Origin of the sequence: Nocardia shimofusensis NBRC 100134, from assembly GCF_001613125.1 — a bacterium.
GTDB lineage: Bacteria > Actinomycetota > Actinomycetes > Mycobacteriales > Mycobacteriaceae > Nocardia > Nocardia shimofusensis.
On sequence record NZ_BDBT01000003.1, the window covers coordinates 376897 to 393477 of the forward strand.

General features: G+C 71.6%; 11 protein-coding genes and 1 pseudogene. 4 read left to right on the plus strand and 8 right to left on the minus strand.

The features are described from left to right. Positions 1-112 precede the first annotated feature (112 nt). The 4 genes from gatB to NS3_RS05450 form a co-directional block, all read right to left on the minus strand. Positions 113-1618, minus strand: coding sequence for an Asp-tRNA(Asn)/Glu-tRNA(Gln) amidotransferase subunit GatB (gatB, locus tag NS3_RS05435; RefSeq protein ID WP_067854424.1), 1506 nt, complete (start codon positions 1616-1618; stop codon positions 113-115). Between the two features lie 52 nt (positions 1619-1670). Next, positions 1671-3047 carry an alpha/beta hydrolase family protein gene (locus NS3_RS05440; protein ID WP_067854427.1) on the minus strand — a complete coding sequence of 459 codons (1377 nt, stop codon included), beginning with the start codon at positions 3045-3047 and terminating at the stop codon, positions 1671-1673. 120 nt (positions 3048-3167) lie between these two features. Continuing rightward, positions 3168-4202, minus strand: a complete 1035-nt coding sequence (locus tag NS3_RS05445; protein WP_067854430.1) for an ATP-dependent 6-phosphofructokinase — start codon at positions 4200-4202, stop codon at positions 3168-3170. A 73-nt stretch (positions 4203-4275) separates the two neighbouring features. After that, on the minus strand, positions 4276-5172 hold the full coding sequence (locus tag NS3_RS05450; protein ID WP_084495058.1) for a serine hydrolase: 897 nt from the start codon (positions 5170-5172) through the stop codon (positions 4276-4278). A gap of 298 nt (positions 5173-5470) precedes the next feature. Between NS3_RS05450 and NS3_RS05455 the strand changes: the two genes are divergently transcribed. Next, the gene (locus NS3_RS05455) at positions 5471-6643 is read left to right on the plus strand and encodes a cytochrome P450 family protein (protein ID WP_245649469.1); all 1173 of its coding nucleotides are present in this window, start codon (positions 5471-5473) and stop codon (positions 6641-6643) included. A 117-nt stretch (positions 6644-6760) separates the two neighbouring features. Here NS3_RS05455 and NS3_RS30490 read toward each other — a convergent pair whose 3' ends face one another. The 3 genes from NS3_RS30490 to NS3_RS05470 are packed head-to-tail and all read right to left on the minus strand — an operon-like array spanning position 6761 to position 11536. After that, on the minus strand, positions 6761-9460 hold the full coding sequence (locus tag NS3_RS30490; protein ID WP_373865279.1) for a protein kinase domain-containing protein: 2700 nt from the start codon (positions 9458-9460) through the stop codon (positions 6761-6763). Positions 9461-9506: 46 nt separating this feature from the next. After that, positions 9507-10160, minus strand: coding sequence for a response regulator (locus tag NS3_RS05465; RefSeq protein ID WP_067854639.1), 654 nt, complete (start codon positions 10158-10160; stop codon positions 9507-9509). Positions 10161-10195: 35 nt separating this feature from the next. Further along, positions 10196-11536: a sensor histidine kinase gene (locus NS3_RS05470; RefSeq protein WP_084495059.1), complete on the minus strand. Its 1341-nt coding sequence runs from the start codon at positions 11534-11536 to the stop codon at positions 10196-10198. A gap of 187 nt (positions 11537-11723) precedes the next feature. Between NS3_RS05470 and NS3_RS05475 the strand changes: the two genes are divergently transcribed. From NS3_RS05475 to NS3_RS05485, 3 genes are read left to right on the plus strand one after another with little or no spacing between them, the layout of a single operon-like run. Next, complete coding sequence (locus NS3_RS05475; protein WP_067854642.1) at positions 11724-12044, plus strand: hypothetical protein; 321 nt, start codon at positions 11724-11726, stop codon at positions 12042-12044. A 28-nt stretch (positions 12045-12072) separates the two neighbouring features. Further along, positions 12073-12816, plus strand: a complete 744-nt coding sequence (locus tag NS3_RS05480; protein ID WP_067854439.1) for an ABC transporter ATP-binding protein — start codon at positions 12073-12075, stop codon at positions 12814-12816. Beyond that, on the plus strand, positions 12813-15305 hold the full coding sequence (locus tag NS3_RS05485) for an ABC transporter permease (protein WP_067854443.1): 2493 nt from the start codon (positions 12813-12815) through the stop codon (positions 15303-15305). Before NS3_RS05480 ends, NS3_RS05485 begins: the two co-directional genes overlap by 4 nt. Positions 15306-15328: 23 nt before the next feature. Here NS3_RS05485 and NS3_RS29420 read toward each other — a convergent pair. Further along, positions 15329-16581 (minus strand): annotated as a pseudogene (locus NS3_RS29420) (hypothetical protein); the annotation flags it as partial.

Here is a 16581-nt window from a genome sequence, read left to right on the forward strand (position 1 = left end):
GAGCCGCCACCACCGGGCGGACAGTGCCTGTACCAGGCCGTAGATCGCCTGCACGGAGGTTACGACGCAGCACCGCCCGCGATCCGGGGATCGCGGGCGGCGGCGGGAGAACTCAGGAGCAGGCGGCGAGGACGAGTTCGCGGACTCGGGCGGCGTCGGCCTGGCCGCGAGTGGCCTTCATGACGTCGCCGACGATCTTGCCGGCGGCCTGGACCTTGCCGGAGCGGATCTTGTCGGCGATGTCGGGGTTGGCGGCCAGCGCCTTCTCGACCTCGGCCTGCAGGGCGCCCTCGTCGCTGACCATGCCCAGGCCCTTGGCCTCGACGATCGCGGCGGGTTCGCCCTCGCCGTCGAGCACGAAGTCGACGACCTGCTTGGCGACCTTGCTGTTGACCGTCTTGGCCTCGACCAGCTTCACGACTTCGGCCACCTGGGTGGGGGTGATGGGCAGGTCGGACAGGGCGACGCCGCGTTCCTTGGCCTTCTCGCTGAGGTAGGCGACCCACCAGGAGCGGGCCTCGTTGACCGGGGCGCCCGCCTCGACGGTGGCGATGATCAGCTCGAGCGCGCCCGCGTTGACGACATCGCGCATGACCTCGTCGGACAGCTCCCAGTCGGCCTGGATGCGGGCGCGGCGCAGCCACGGGTATTCGGGGATGGTGGCGCGCAATTCCTCGATCCACTCCTCGGCGGGAGCGATCGGCAAGAGGTCGGGCTCGGGGAAGTAGCGGTAGTCCTCGGCGGTCTCCTTGCGACGGCCGGGCGAGGTGGAGCCGTCGGCCTCGTGGAAGTGCCTGGTCTCCTGGACGATGCTGCCACCGGAGGTGAGCACCGCGGCCTGGCGGCGCATCTCGTAGCGCACCGCGATCTCGACGCTGCGCAGCGAGTTGACGTTCTTGGTCTCGGTGCGGGTGCCGAATTCGGTGGCGCCGACGGGCATCAGCGAGACGTTGGCGTCGCAGCGCAGCGAGCCCTGCTCCATCTTCACGTCGGAGACACCGAGCGATTCGAGCAAGTCGCGCAGTGCGGTGACGTAGGCGCGGGCGACCTCGGGGGCCCGCTCCCCCGCGCCGGTGATCGGCTTGGTGACGATCTCGATGAGCGGCACGCCTGCGCGGTTGTAGTCGAGCAGGGAGTGGCTGGCGCCGTGGATGCGGCCGGTGGCGCCGCCGACGTGCAGCGACTTGCCGGTGTCCTCCTCCATGTGGGCGCGCTCGATGTCGACGCGGAACACGCTGCCGTCGTCGAGCACCACGTCGAGGTAGCCGTCGGTGGCGATCGGCTCGTCGTACTGGCTGATCTGGTAGTTCTTCGGCTGATCCGGGTAGAAGTAGTTCTTGCGCGCGAACCGGCCCCATGGGGTGATGGAACAGTTCAGCGCCAGGCCGATCCGGATGGCCGACTCGACGGCCTTCTCGTTGACCACCGGCAGCGAGCCGGGCAGGCCCAGGCAGACCGGGCACACCTGGGTGTTCGGCTCGGCGCCGAACTCGGTCGGGCAGCCGCAGAACATCTTGGTCGCCGTGGAGAGTTCGACGTGGACCTCCATGCCGAGCACCGGCTCGTACCGGGCGACGACATCGGCGTAATCCATCAGCTCGACCGTGGGTGCGCTCATGGGGATCAGTCTAGGTAAGCCCGCCCGCGCGATCGTCACGACCTCCTGCGGGTCACTTCGGCGGCACGCGGCCGGTCAGCCAGTCGGTGACGAAAGTCAGCACCTGCGGGTCGATGGTGGTCTCGATGGTGGCGTACTCGTCGAGGTTGCCCGTCGTCGAGGGCTGCATCAGGTGATTGGCCTCGGGGAAGACGTGCACCGTGGCAACCGGATTCCCGGCCAGCAGATCCCGTGCGGGCTGCTCGTTCTGTGCGGGGAGCACCTGCAGGTCCTTGCCGCCGTAGAAGGCCAGCACCGGGATACGCAGCGCCGAGAGCGCGGGCGCGGGATCGTAGGTGACGAAGGAGGCGTAGTACGGGGTGATGGGGCTGCCCGCCTGCGCGGCGGATTCGCGCACTTCCTCGGGCATCTCGGCGAGCTGCCGGTCGTAGACGGCCCGAGCGCCCTCCAGATCGCCCGCGCGCAGCAGGCCCACCATCTCGGTGGTGTCGGCGAGCTGCTTGTCGATCTCCTCGGCGGGCGTGCCGCTCGCGGCGAGGATGGCGCGGGTCTGTTCGATCAGCACGGCGCCGCCGTCCACCGAGGGGCCGGCCATGAGGACGGCGAAGGCGATGCCGCTGTCGGGGCGAGCGGCGACCAGCGGGGCGAGGTAGCCGCCCTCGCTGTGGCCGAACAGGCCGATGCGAGCCGGGTCGATATCGGCGCGGCCGCGCAGGTAGTCCACGCCGGACTCGACGTCGCGGGCCAGGTCGTCGTAGGTGGCGGTGTTCAGGTCGCCGCCGGTGCCGCCGACACCGCGGTCGTCGGTGCGCAACACCGCGTAGCCCGCGCGGGTGAGCGTGTCGGCGATCAGCAGGAACGGCTTGTGGCCGAACAACTCCTCGTCGCGATTCTGCGCGCCGCTGCCGGTGATCAACACGACCGCGGGGAACGGGCCGTCGCCCTCCGGCAGGGTCAGAGTGCCCGCCACGGTGAGATCACCGGCGGCGAAGTCGACGTCCTCGGCGCGGTACGGGAACGGCGGTTTCGGTTCCTGCGGACGCGCGAGGGGCGCGATCGCGCCCGGTTCGAGGGTCAGCGGGAAGCTCTGACCCAGCTGGGTGAAGTCGCCGCCGATGCGCCCGGTCGCCTCGTCCAGGGAGCCCTTGAAGGTCGGCTCGCCGGGGATGTCCGGGATGGCGAAGCCGACGTCGCCGGGGGCGGTGCGCACGTCGCGCAGTGCGACGTCCTCGATCCCCTGCACCGGGATGTCGATGGTGGCCGAATCCGGGCCGGTGAAGGTCACGCCGACCTCGATCGGGGAATTCGGCACCTCGATGGTCCCGTGCCAGTCTCCGCCGACCGGCTCGGGACCGTCCGATCCGGACGAGCATGCCGTGACGGCGAACAGAACCGCGACGAGTGCGGTGATCAGATACCCGGGGCGCATAGCCGCACCCTACCGGCCGGGCCGGGGCGCGCGAGTCCACCTTCGGTCGCCCCGGGATCCGCCTCCAGGATGAGGTGGTGCCGACGGATCTCAGGGCGGCGGTGCGGGTTTGCGGCCGGCTCAGCCGAAGAACGCCTTGGCTTCGGCGTACCGGTCGGCGGGCACCCGCTTGAGCTGCTTGGTCGCCTCCGACAGCGCCACCAATTCGATGGCGGTGCCGTGCAACGCGACCATCTTGCCGAACTGCCCGGCGTGCACCGCTTCGGCGGCATGCAGACCGAAACGCGTCGCCAGCACCCGGTCGTACGGGGTGGGGCTGCCGCCGCGCTGCACGTGACCGAGCACGGTGGTGCGAACTTCCTTACCGATGCGGCGCTCGATCTCGACGCCGAGTTGCTGGGCGACGCCGGTGAAACGCTCGTGGCCGAACTCGTCGATGCCGCCCTCGCGCAACGCGAAACCGGACTCGGGAGCCGGATGCGAGCCCTCGGCGACCACGCAGATGAAGTGCTTGTCGCCGCGCTGGAAGCGACGCTTGATCAGGGTGCAGACCTCGTCGACGTCGAAGGGCTCCTCGGGCACCAGGGTCAGGTGGGCGCCCGCGGCCATGCCGGAGTTCACCGCGATCCAGCCCGCGTGCCTGCCCATCACCTCCACCAGCATGACGCGCTGGTGGGACTCGGCGGTGGTGTGCAGGCGGTCGATGGCCTCGGTGGCGATGCTCAGGGCGGTGTCGTGGCCGAAAGTGACGTCGGTGCAGTCGATGTCGTTGTCGATGGTCTTGGGGACACCGACGACCGGCACCCCCTCGTCGGCCAGCCAGCTGGCGGCGGTGAGGGTGCCCTCGCCACCGATCGGGATGAGTGCTTCGATGCCGTTGTCGTCGAGGGTCCTTCTGATCCGTCCGAGCCCCTCACGTAGCACGTCGGGGTTGGTCCGTGCGGTGCCGAGCATGGTGCCGCCCTTGTTGAGCAGCCGGTCGGTGCGGTCGTCGTTGAGGATGTTGATCTTGCGGTCTTCGAGTAGACCGCGCCACCCGTCCTGGAATCCGACGATCGCGTCTCCGTAGCGACCGTTCGCGGTGCGAACGATCGCGCGGATCACCGCGTTCAGCCCTGGACAGTCTCCGCCTCCGGTCAAGACTCCGATGCGCATGGCCGCTATCTTGCCCCGCTCGGGCCGATCCGGCAGCCGCGCCCCCGTGAACCCTGCGTTACGGGGCGCGGGCTCACGACGGGCAGCTGCCGCCCGCGAGTTCGTCGAGGTGCTGGGAGATCAGCTCGGCCATCCCGTTCAGCGCGGTCATGCCGTCGGCGAAGGTGCCCGATTCCGGTTCGGCGGCCATCGCCACCGCGATCCGGCCGCCCGGTCCGTCGATGATGCCGAACTGGCGGACGAGGTAGTTCCCCGAGGTGTCCGGCCCCCAGCCCCCCTTGAAATGCGCGCCTGTCACCGTGCCGAGGCCCCACTGGTGGTTCGGGATGATCTGCCCCATCAACTCCAGCACGGTCTGCGAACCGGGCAGGCAGGGCAGCTGGGCGGCGAAGCGGATCTGCTCGGCCAGCGACCACTCGGACTGGCCGAAGGCCGAATGCTCGGCCCTGGGCCGGGTGGCGGGCACCGCGGTGGTGCTGTCGCCCACCTCGCGCAGCACTTCCTCGATGGCCTGCGCGGCCTGCTTGCCGCCGCCGAGTCCCTGCCAGAGGGCGTCGGCGGCGGTGTTGTCGGAGGCGGTGACGGCCGCGTTCATCGAGTAGGCGGACACGGTCGCGTCCGCGCGCTGGGCCGCGATCACCAGTGGCACCTTGATCGTCGACCAGGCCGGGCCGCTGGTCCAGTCGCCGAAGACGACCGGCCGGGTGCCGCCGACCGGCATGAGCGCCATGCCCGCCCGACCGTCGATGTCGGCCTTCCAGAGCTGGAAATCGGCGGCCAGCGTGCCGGGGAGCGTGACCTCGATCGGCGCTCCGGTCACCGTGGGGGTGGTCGTCCCGGTGACGGGCAGCGTGGCGGCGTCGGCGTCCACATCGCTCTCGCGGTCGACCGTGCACCCGGTGAGCAGCGCCAATACCAGCACGCTCCCGCCCAGCGCCGCAACCATGCGGCCGAACCGATCAGCAGCCATCTCGTCCTCGCAACCAGCACCACCCGGCCCCGGTGACCGTGTCGGCTGATGTGACACCGTACTGGGCGTCACGGTGTTCGACCACTCGCGTCCCGCGTCGGTCGGCCGAATCGCCGGACGCGCGCGGTATGCTCGCCCGCACTTGCTCGAAACACACGTGTGTCGAACAATTTCGATCTGCCCGAGAGTACGTCCGGGCGAGGATTCCGATCAATCGCCCCCTGCACCGGGGGCTCGGCAGCGTGTGCGTGAAAGACCGTGCAGTACAGCATTTCCCGTTGTCCACTCGCTGTCGTTCATGGGGGTACCGCGTTTGATCACCAGTTGCTCGTTCATGCCATCGGGCCCGCGCGCCGCCGCACCGCGCCGGGACGACGAGCCGGTGCGGCTGCACTCGGCGGAATTCGCCGCCGACCCGCACCGCGCCTACCGGGAGCTGCGCGAGAAGTACGGTTCCTTCGTGCCGGTGGAGATCTCCGACGGCGTGCGCGCGACCTTGGTGGTCGGCTACCGCGACGCGCTGCAGATCCTGACCGACGAGGCCCGATTCCCGGCCGAACCGGCCGGGCACGGCGATCGGCACACCGCCTACGCCGACTGCCTCGCCCGCGTCGATCTGTTCGCGCTGCGCCGCGCCGTCGAGCAGATCGCGGTGCCGCTGATCAACCGGTTCTGCCGGACCGGCGAGGCCGAACTCCTCGGCGACTACGCCATCCCGCTCACCGTCGGAGTCGTCGACATCATGCTGGGGCTGAGCCCGCTCGACGGCGAGGCCGCCCACACCGCGACGTCGCAACTGCGCGACGCGCAGGACGCCACCACGGCCGAACGCGCCGAACGCCGGCTCACCGCCACCTTCGCCGACACGCTCGCCGCCAAGCGCGAGCAGCCCGAGGGCGACCTGATCTCCCGGCTGATGGACAGCTCGCCCGACCTCGACGACGCCGAACTGATCCGCCGGATCACCACGCTGTATCTCGCCGCCACCGAGCCGACCTGGAATCTGATCGCCAACACCCTGTTGCTGATGACCACCGACGACGGCTTCCGCGGCGGGCTGCTCGGCGGCGTGCTCACCGTGCGCGACGCCGTCGAGGAGGTGCTGTTCACCGATCCGCCGCTGGCCAACCACTGCCCGCGCTATCCGCGCCAGCCACAGATCATCGGCGAGACGTTCCTGCCCGAGCAGCAGCCGGTGCTGATCGGCTTGGCGGCGTGCAACAACGACCCGGCCGTCACCGGCGACCGCACCGGCAATCGTTCGCATCTGGCGTGGGGCGCCGGCCCGCGGGCGTGCCCGGCCGTGCCGGTGGCGACGATGATCGCCCACGAAGCGCTCGAACTGCTGCTCGACGCGATTCCCGAGCTGCGCCGCGCGGTGCCGATCGAGGAGATCGGCTGGCGGCCCGGCGCGCCGCACCGTGCGCTCGCCGCGCTGCCGGTCACCTTCCCGCCCTGCGCGCCCCTGTAGTCCGGGTTCCTGTGGTGGCGGGCCGGTCGGCTGGTCGGCGTCCCGGGCCGGACCCGGTCGAGGACACCGAAGGGCCTGCGGCATACACAATCCGGCGCGGTCGTCGCGCCGTCCGCCTCAGTACACGTAGACGATGGCGTTCTCACCACCGGTGCAGGTGACCAGCCCGCCCGACGGAGTACACGTCATGGTGTACGCGCGACCGGTGACCGGGCTGACCGCGGTGACCGTTTGCGGGGAGCTCGAGCCCGGCGATGCCTGCGCGGCGTAGGCACGCCGGACCTCTTCGGCGAAGGGACAGCTGGTGACCCCATTGCCCGCGGCGGCATTGCCGTTGGCACTGCTCGAGGTCGAACCACACGGCGTCGATCCCGTGGGCAGGCGGACCGGTGTGCTGGTGGTCGTGGTGGGCCGTCCGGCCGATGTCGTCGGACCACCCGCATCCGCGCCGGCACCGGAACCGGCGGGGAACGCCGCGGTGGTGGCGGTCGTCGCGGCGCCACCGGCGGCGGTGTCCGCGCCGTCGCCGCCGAGGAACCGCCACACCACGAGACCGCCGACCGCCAGCAGCGCGACGACCGCGCAGGCGGCGAGGATCGGCAGGAGCAGTGATCGTTCGGACCGCTGCCCGTACGGGTCGCGGTAGGCGTCGGGGTCGGCCTGCGGGTGCACGTAGCCGGGCGAGGCGTACGGATCCCGGGCGTACGGGTCGTGCTGCTGGGCGTAGGGATCGCCTTGCCCACCATAGGGATCACTCTGGGGGCCGAAGGGATCGCCCTGCGCCGCATACGGTTCCCCCTGGGCGCCGTAGGGATCACCCTGCGCCGCATACGGTTCCCCCTGGGCGCCGTAGGGATCATTGCGGGCCGCACGAGGATCGGCCTGCGAGCCGTAGGGGTCCGCCTGCGCGCCATAGGGATCGGCTTGCGCCGCGTACGGATCCGGTTGCGAGCCATACGGATTCCGTCCACGCGGGTACGGGTCCGCGTGTCGTCCCGCGTGGGGCTCGGCGAAGGGGTTGGGCTGTCGGCTGTAGGCCTGCTCGGCGTATGGGTCCTGGCCGAAGTCGTCCGCGCCGTAACCGTCCTGTCCCCGCGCGGGATGCGGGTAGCCCTGCGGGGGGTTTCCCGCCATGTCGCCGGGCGACGGTTCGATCGAGCCGGGGTAGCGCCTGGTCTCGGGGGCGGGCTGGGCGACTTCGGGGACCGGCGCAACGTTGTAGCGGGTGGTCGCGGGCGCGATCAGCTCGTCGCGGCCGGCATCGCTGCTGTAGGCGGGCGCGCCGATATAGCCGCCCTGCGCTCCCGGCTCGGCCGGGTCGTACTGCCGGGTCGGGTCGGCGGCGCCCTTCGAGAAGCCCGCGGGCACCCGGTAGGTGCCCGACGGGTGTTCGTCGGAGTAGGGCTGATCGTGCGAGTCGCCGCCGGAGACGTCGCCGAGGCCGACCGCGGGCCGCGGGGTGGAGACCACCGGCGGGGTGACCGGCAGCGGCGGGGTGACCGGCAGCGGCGCGCTGACCGAGTCCTCGCCGTAGCGTTGCCCCTCGTCGTACAGGTGGGCGTCCGGGAACGGTCGCACCTGCGGGATCGCGCCGGAGGCCGGGGCCGGGACGGGCGAGGGGACCGGGGGCACGGCCTGCTGCTCCTGGGTGGGCAGCGGGCTGAACTCGAACTCCGAAGCCCGGATCTCGGTGGGCCCGGTCGGATGGATCACCGCCGAAACCTCACCCGTGGACTCGGGCGGCAGCAATGTCGATGCGACGCCCGGCTCGGATTTCGCGCCGAAGCGCGCGGGGTCGGGGGCGTGCACCACGAAGGTCGGACCGGTGCCGGTCGTCGCCGGGACGGCCCCGGTCGCGGGTGCGGCGGGCGTGGTGCCGAAGACGCCGGGACCCGCCGCACCCTTGCCGAACACCGCGCGCGTGGTCTGACCGGAAGCCTGCACCGTGGACTTCGGGGCGGCGACCGGCGCCGGACCGGTGTCGCGCATGCCGAGCGCCGAACGGGCCGCCCGGCTGAATTCCAGGGCGGTGGCGTAGCGGTCGGCGGGGTTCTTGGCCATCGCGGTGGCGATCACCGCGTCGATGGCGGGCGGCAGTCCCGGGTGCTGGGCGCTGGCGCGCGGCGGCGCCTGGGTCATGTGCGCCTTCACCAGCGCGGTCATGCCCGCGGCGGGGAACGGCGCGGCGCCGGTGAGGCATTCGTAGAGGACGCAGGCCAGCGAGTAGATGTCGGAGCGGCCGGTGACGGGGCCCGCGTCGAAGCGTTCCGGCGCCATGTAGATGTAGGAGCCGACGGCCATGCCGACCTGGGTGATCGCCGAATCGCCCTCGGTGTGCGCGATGCCGAAATCGGCCAGGTAGGCGAAGTCGGCATCGGTGACCAGGATGTTGGCCGGTTTCACATCGCGGTGCACCAGGCCTTCGGCGTGTGCGGCGTCCAGGGCGGCGGCGATCTGTTCCACCAGACGCACGGCGCGAGCGGGGTCCAGCGGGCCGGTGTGATGCAGGATGGTGCGCAGGTCCGCACCCGCGACCAGGCGCATGTCGAGGAACAGCACGCCGTCGATGTCGCCCCAGTCGTGGATGGGAATGACGTGCGGTTCGGCCAGCCGGGCCGCCGCCTGCGACTCGCGGCGGAAACGCTCCTGATAGACCGGATCCTGGGCCAGCGCCTCCGACAGCAACTTCACCGCGACCAGCCGGTGCCGGGTGGTGTCGAAGGCTTCGTAGACCTCGCCCATCCCGCCCTTGCCGAGCAGCGCGCGCAACTCGTAGGGGCCGAACCGAGTGCCTACCCGCCGTCCAGGACCGTCCACCCCGTGCACCTCCAGTCTCGGGCGCGGCAAGGGCTTGCGCCGCCCCTCAGGCCATGGATTCTCCAGGTGAAACCACCCCGTGGTCAAACGCGAAGACAATGGCAGCGGCCCGGTCACGCAGGTCGAGCTTGCCGAAGATGTGGCCCACATGGCTTTTCACGGTGACCTCGGAGATGCCGAGCTCACCGGCGATCTCCGCGTTCACCCGGCCCCGGCCGATCAGCTCGAGCACTTCGTACTCGCGGGCGGTGAGCTCGGCCAGCCGGTCGCTCACCCGGGCGGGGGAAGGACGCACCGTTCGATAGGCGCTCAGCACACGCTCGGTGACCGCCGGATCCAGCCACGCGCCGCCCCCGGCAACCGTGCGGACCGCCCGGATCAGATCCTCGGCCGGCGAGTCCTTGAGCAGGAAGCCCGCCGCTCCGGCGCGCAGCGCCCCGGACAGCAGTTGGTCGTCGTCGAAGGTGGTGAGCACCAGCACCGGCGGGGCGTCGGCGACCAGGCGCAGCCTGCGGGTGGCGTCGATGCCGCCGACGCGTTTCATCCGCAGATCCATCAGCACCACGTCGGGCGCGGTCGCGGCGACGGCGACGGGCACCTCGTCGCCGTCGGCGCATTCGTGCACCTCGAAGCCGTCACGCCTGCGCAGGATGCGTCGCAGTCCGCCGCGTACCAGTTCCTGGTCGTCGACGACGAGCACCGTCACCGCGTTCCCCGGTTCGTTCGTCCCCGTCGTCACCCGTTCTCCCCGGTCTGTGTCGCGAATCCACCGTCGATCGTCGCGATGCGGCACGCCGACGCCCGCGCACCCGCGTTCAGGGGGAACCGGGCGCGGACCGACCAGCCCTCATCCGCCGGGCCCGCGCACAGTTCCCCGCCCAGCAGATCGGCACGTTGCCGCATCCCCGCCAGCCCCATCCCGCCGCCGCGATCCACGGCCGGACCACCGGAGAGGGTGTTGTCGACCCGCAGTGTCGCCGCACCCGCGCGCACCCGCAGTTCGACGGCGACCGTCGCGTCCGGGGCGTGCTTGACCACATTGGCCAGCGATTCCTGCCCGATCCGGTAGAGCGCCAACCCGACCGCCGCCGACACCGCGTCCAGGTGCTCGTCGAGCCGGACGTGGTCGATGCGCAGGCCGGCCTTGGCGAAGTCGGCGACCAGGTCGGGCAGGTCGCGGACGCCGGGTTCGGGCAGGTGGCTGGTGCGCCGGTCGCCGAGCAGCCCGACGGTGCGGCGGATGTCGGCCATCGCCTGCCTGCCGAGACGTTCGGCGTCGACGAGCGCCTCCACCGCCTCGTCCACGTCGCGGTCGGTCTGCAGGGCGTGCCTGGCGGCGGTCAGATGCAACAAGGTGACGCTGAGCGAATGCGCGATCACATCGTGCACCTCGCGGGCGATGCGGCGACGTTCCTCGTCGGCGGCCTGCGCGGCGCGGATGGACTGGCTCTCGCGCTCCTGGTAGAGGAAGTGCCGCTGGTATCGCAGCATCACCCCGACCATCCAGCCCAGCGCCACCCCCGCGGTGTACATGAGCAGGCCTTGCATCGGCTCACCGCTGTCGCTCCAGGCCAGTCGCCCGCCGAGGTCGAACACGGCCAGTTCAGCGACCGCGAGCACCGCGAACGGCGCGCTGTAGCGTTTCGGCGCGATGGCGGCGACCTCGCCGACCGCGAGCACCAGCACGAACGGCGCGAAATCCGAGGGCACCGGTTGGAGCAGGAACAGCGCGGTGGCCACCATCGCGCCGCCTGCCAGCAGGGTCGGTCTCGGCGTCACCCCGAGCAGGCAGAACAGCGGCACCGGCGCGTGCACGACCACCAGTGCCAGCAGCGGCAACAGCGTCGGGAAGTACTCGTGACGTTGCACGACGGCGATCACACTGATCACCAGGAACGCCAGATCCGCGCACAACAGCACGGCGGGCGGATAGTCGAAGGGCAGTTCCTCGAGATTGCGGCGCGACACCGCGATCGGATGCCGCACGAACGCCGCGAGCCGGTCACGGACGCTGCCGCTGCTGCGGAACGGCACGGCGGGACCGACCCCCGCCGCTGTGGCCTGCAGCACATCCATGGGTTCAGATTAGCCGCGGCCGGGAGCGCGTCACATCGTGCCGGAAGCGGTCCGGTCCTCCTACCACGGTAGGAGGCGGATTCGGTGCCCCGGCACGACGATCGAGGCGGCTCGCGCCCGTAGCGTTGGTCCGGTCAGCCCCACCGCGACATCAGGATCGCGGCGGGGCATCACGGAGGTGATCGAGATGACCTGGACCGATCAGCACGCACGCACCGAACTCGTGCGCACCGTCCTCGCCCGAGCCGCGGTCGACCCGGACGACCCCGGCCTCTTCGACGGGCTGCCGGATCTGGACCGGCTCTTCGGCGGGGTCGACGGCCTGCTGCTCACCCTCGGCTACCGCTGGCGCAACCACTGGAACGTCAAGATCGAACTGGGCGCGGCGCAGGGCCGGACGGCCGAGGAGATGTATCGCGAGCTGTGCGCCGAACAACCCGAACTGCGAGCGCTCCTGGATGCGCAGTATGTTCGCCGCAGCCTCGCTTCCCTGGCGCCTGCGCGCTGATTCCAACCAACGGAGGGGGATTCGTCCCATGTCGGAACCGGCCATGCTGGAACTGTCGGGCGTCACCAAGGAGTACCGCGTCGGCGGGCAGACCGTGCGCGCGCTCGACGGTGTGGATCTGCGGATCGAGCCCGGCGAGTTCACCTCGATCATCGGTCCGTCCGGTTCCGGCAAGAGCACCCTGCTGCATCTGCTCGGCGCACTCGACAATCCCGACTCCGGTTCGATCACGTTCCAGGGCGAGGAGATCGGTTCGCTGCCGGAGGAGCGTCAGGCCGAGTTCCGCCGCCACCGCGTCGGTTTCGTGTTCCAATTCTTCAACCTGCTGCCGACATTGACCGCCTGGGAGAACGTCGCCATCCCGAAGTTGCTGGACGGCACCGGATTACGCAAGGCCAAGCCGCGCGCGTTGGAACTGCTCGAGCGCGTGGGACTGGCCGACCGGGCCGGGCACCGGCCCGCCGAGCTGTCCGGCGGTCAGATGCAGCGGGTGGCGGTGGCGCGGGCGCTGATCATGAACCCGCCGCTCATCCTGGCCGACGAGCCGACCGGCAACTTGGACTCGGCGACCGGCGCGGCCATCCTCGAACTGCTGGGTGAGCTGGCGCGAGAGGGCAATTCGATCGTCATGGTCACCCACGACCTGGGGGCGGTGCGCTACTGCGACCGGGTGATCACCCTGCGCGACGGCCGGATCGGCTCCATCGAGCGCACCGACCGTCACGCGGCTGCCGGCAGCGCCGCCTCCGACGCGGGCACGGTGTCGGCATGATCCGCGCCGCACTGGATCGGCTGCGGCTGTTCAATATCGGCGAGTTGCTCGCCCATCCCGGCCGCACCTTGATGTCGCTGACCGTGATGGGCGTGTCCGCCGGACTGCTGGTATCGGTGCTGAGCATCTCCGGGTCGGTGACCGGATCGGTGGAACGGCTCACCCGGGCCCTCGGCGGCGACGCCGTCCTCGAGGTCTCCGGCATCACCGAAGCCGGGTTCGAGCAGAACCTCCTGCCCGCCATCGCCGCGACACCCGGTGTCGAGCACGCGGTGCCGATGCTGCGCGCCCCGATCGGGACGGGCGAGGACCGTGCGCTGCTGCTCGGCGCCGACGCCTCGGTCTCCGCGCTGGGCAGCGAACTGGCCGGGCCGATGGGCGCGCAGGCGACGAAACTGCTCGCCACCCCCAACGGCGTCCTGGTCGGGGCGGCGATGGGCCGGGCGGAGGGCGAGCGCTTCCCACTCGGCGGCGAAACCGTCACCGTCGCCGGTGTTCTCGACGCCGAGGCCGCCGGCAAGCTGAACGGCGGCCATATCGTGGCCGCGCCGTTGCCGCTGGCGCAACGGATCGTCGATCGCGCGGGCAGGCTCGACTCGGTCCAGATCGTCGCCGCCGACGGCGCCGACGTCGAGGAGTTGCGGGCCGCGCTCGTCACCGCGGTGGACGGCCGTGCGGTGGTGGCCGATCCGGATCTGCGCACGGCCCAGGCAGGTGGCGCGATCCAGATCGTGCGCTATTCGACGCTGATGTCGGCGGCGGCCGCGCTGATCGTCTCGGCGTTCCTCATCTACAACGCGATGAGTATGGCGGTGGCGCAGCGCAGGCCGACGCTGTCGCTGGTGCGCGCGATCGGCGCACGGCGCGGGCCGATGGTGCGCGACCTGCTCGTCGAAGCCGCACTGCTCGGCCTGCTCGGCGGTGCGGTCGGCGCGGTGATCGGCATCTTCACCGGCCGGTTGACCATCGACCTGCTGCCCGCCGCGCTGGTGCAGTCGGTCGAAGCGCGCACCGAGTACCTGGTGCCCGGCTACGCGGTGCCGGTCGCCGTGGCGGCCTGCGTGCTGGCCAGTGTGGGGGCCGCGGCGCTGGCCGCGCGTCAGGTGTACAAGGTGGCTCCCGTCGAGGCGCTGGTGCCGGTGGGCGCGGGCAGCGGCGACACCGCGTCGCCGGTGACCCGGTGGGTCGCCGCGGGCGCGGGCGTGGCGCTGGCCGTCGTGGCGATCGTGATCGCCTACGCCGATCTCGGGAGGCTGTCGCTGGCCGCCATCTCGGCGGCGTTCCTCGCGGCGGTGCTGATCTGCTTCGCCGCCACCGGCCCCATTGTGCGCGGGGCGGGTGCGATCGCCCGGATCTTCGGCGGGCCGGGCACCTTGGGCGCGACCACGCTCGAACGGGCACCACGCCGGGTGTGGGCGACCGCGATGACGGTCATGATCGGTGTCGCCGCGACGGTCTCGATCGGCGGCGCCGCGCAGGACATGGTCGATTCCGCCACCCGCAGTTTCGCCGACCTGGCGAAGACCGACCTCTACGTCGGCCCCGGCTCGATGGAGAAATTCCCGACCGGACCGGTCGTGCCCGGCGACCTGCGCACGAAGATCGCCGCGCTGCCCGGCGTGGCGGCCGCCGAACCGGCGCAGATGGCGTTTGCGACGGTCGGCGCGGGCCGGGTCATGCTGCAGGGCTATCCGACCGAGCGCGGTGAGGTCCGCGTGGGCACCGTCGACCGCTCGCTGCTGCCCCGGATGGACAGCGGCGAAGGCGTGGTGGTCTCCCGCGACGTCGCGCGCTCGCAAGGCGTGGACACCGGCGACACGCTCACCCTGAACACCCCGTCCGGCCCGCGCGATGTCGAAGTGCTCCAGGTGATCCCGTACATGTCGGCGGTCGCGGGCGTGGTCATGATGGATCTCGACCACATGCGCGACTGGTACGGACGCCCCGGCGAGACGTTGATCGCTGTCGACACCGCCCCCGGCGCCGATCTCGCCGATGTGCGGCAGGCGATCCGCGCGGTGGCGCCGCCGGGCTATCACGTCGACACCGGCGACGAGGTGGTGACCGCCATCTCGTCGAGTCTGCGCCAGGGTTCGGCCATGAGCCGGTCCATCCTGTGGATCGTGGTGCTGGTGGCCACGGTCGCACTGCTGAACACCCTGATGCTCTCGGTGCTCGAACGCCGCCGCGAACTCGGCGTGCTCAGGGCGATCGGCACCGGACGCCGGTTCCTGCTGCGCTCGGTCCTGGCCGAAGCGGCCGGGATCGGGGTGATCGGCGCGATGATCGGGCTGGTCGTCGGCGCGGCCGTGCAGTATCTCGCCGACGTGGCCATCGGGCACGCCGTCACCGTCGATATCGCCTACTCCCCGAGCCCGATACTGCTCGTGTACGGCCTCGCCGCCCTGCTGCTCGCGCTGCTCGGGTCGATCCCGCCCGCGATCCGCGCGGCGCGGATGCCGATCGTGCGAGCGCTGGCGGTCGACTGACCGGATCCGGGCGCGGGCTGCGCTCAGATCGGCGCGTCCACCCACCAGGCGACGAGTTGTTCGTCGGCCGAGGGCAGCGAGGCCAGCGGATGCCGGGACGCGCCGGTGTGACCCGCGTAGAGCAGGTAGGAGCCGCGCGGGGAATCGGCGGGGAAGGCGACCGCGAGATGGGCGGTGTGGACCAGAGCCTGCCGCGAGTCGGCCTCCACCCAGACCCGCTGGGTGACCGGCTCGCCGTCCTTGCGGCCGACGGTCTCGATCGCGGGCGGCAGATCCGCGACGACCTCGCCGACCACGCGCGGCGAATCATATTGCAGGATCACGTAATCCATCGACCGCTCGCTGCCCGCGGCGGCGAGGCATTCCCAGGCGATCAGCCAGGGCCCGGAACTCAGCGTCGGCTCGTCGATCCGCAACGTATCCTCGCGCCGATGCGCGTAACAGGTCGTCGCCTCGTACCCCGGCCCCTCGGTGTCGCTGCCCTGCGGAAGCAACCGCGGAAATACCTTGCGACTCATCATGAACGGGTCCGAGGTGACCGTCCGGCTCGGCGTCGTCGTGGGCGGCGCGGCCGCCTCGGGCGAGGGCGAGGAAGCGGGGTCGGTGCGCAACTGCACCACCACGACCACGCCGACGACCAGCGCCAGCACGGCCACCACCCCGAGGATCAGCGGGGCCACCAGCAACGCCGACCCGAACGAACGCCGTGGCGGCTCGGCGGGATTCGGCGGGTAGGCCTGCGGCGTCGGCGGCGGGCCGTAGCCGCCGGGCGGATGCCCCGCACCCGGGTCGAAGTGGTGGGGCGCGCCACCCGCTGGGGGCGTCCCCGCCGGATGCCGCGCCATTGCTTCCGCGCTCGGCTCGGCCGGTCGCCGCGATGACACGTCGGCGGGCTCGCCGCCGGGTTCAGCGGCTCCGGCGCCCTCGACCTCGTCCCGCTCCCGGCTCACCGCGCCCTTCACCAGGCTGACCCTGCCCGCAGGAGAAGCATCGTCGCCGGACGCATCGCGCTCGGCTCCGGGCCGGCCGGTCGGCGGCTCGCCCCGGGGGTCGGCGGACACCTCGCGATGCCGCACGGTCGAGGCCTCGCCGCCGCCCACGGGACCGGCCGAGGAGGGCACGCCGCCGACCTGTCCCGCCCCCGGCACATGAGGCGCCGCCTGGGGCGGGACCGGCATGCCGGGCGCCCCCTGGGCGAGCGGAATCGGGGGCTGCGCGAGGGGTGGCGCCTGCGCGGGCGCGCCGGACTGCTGCGCGGGCGGCGGGGGTACCTGGT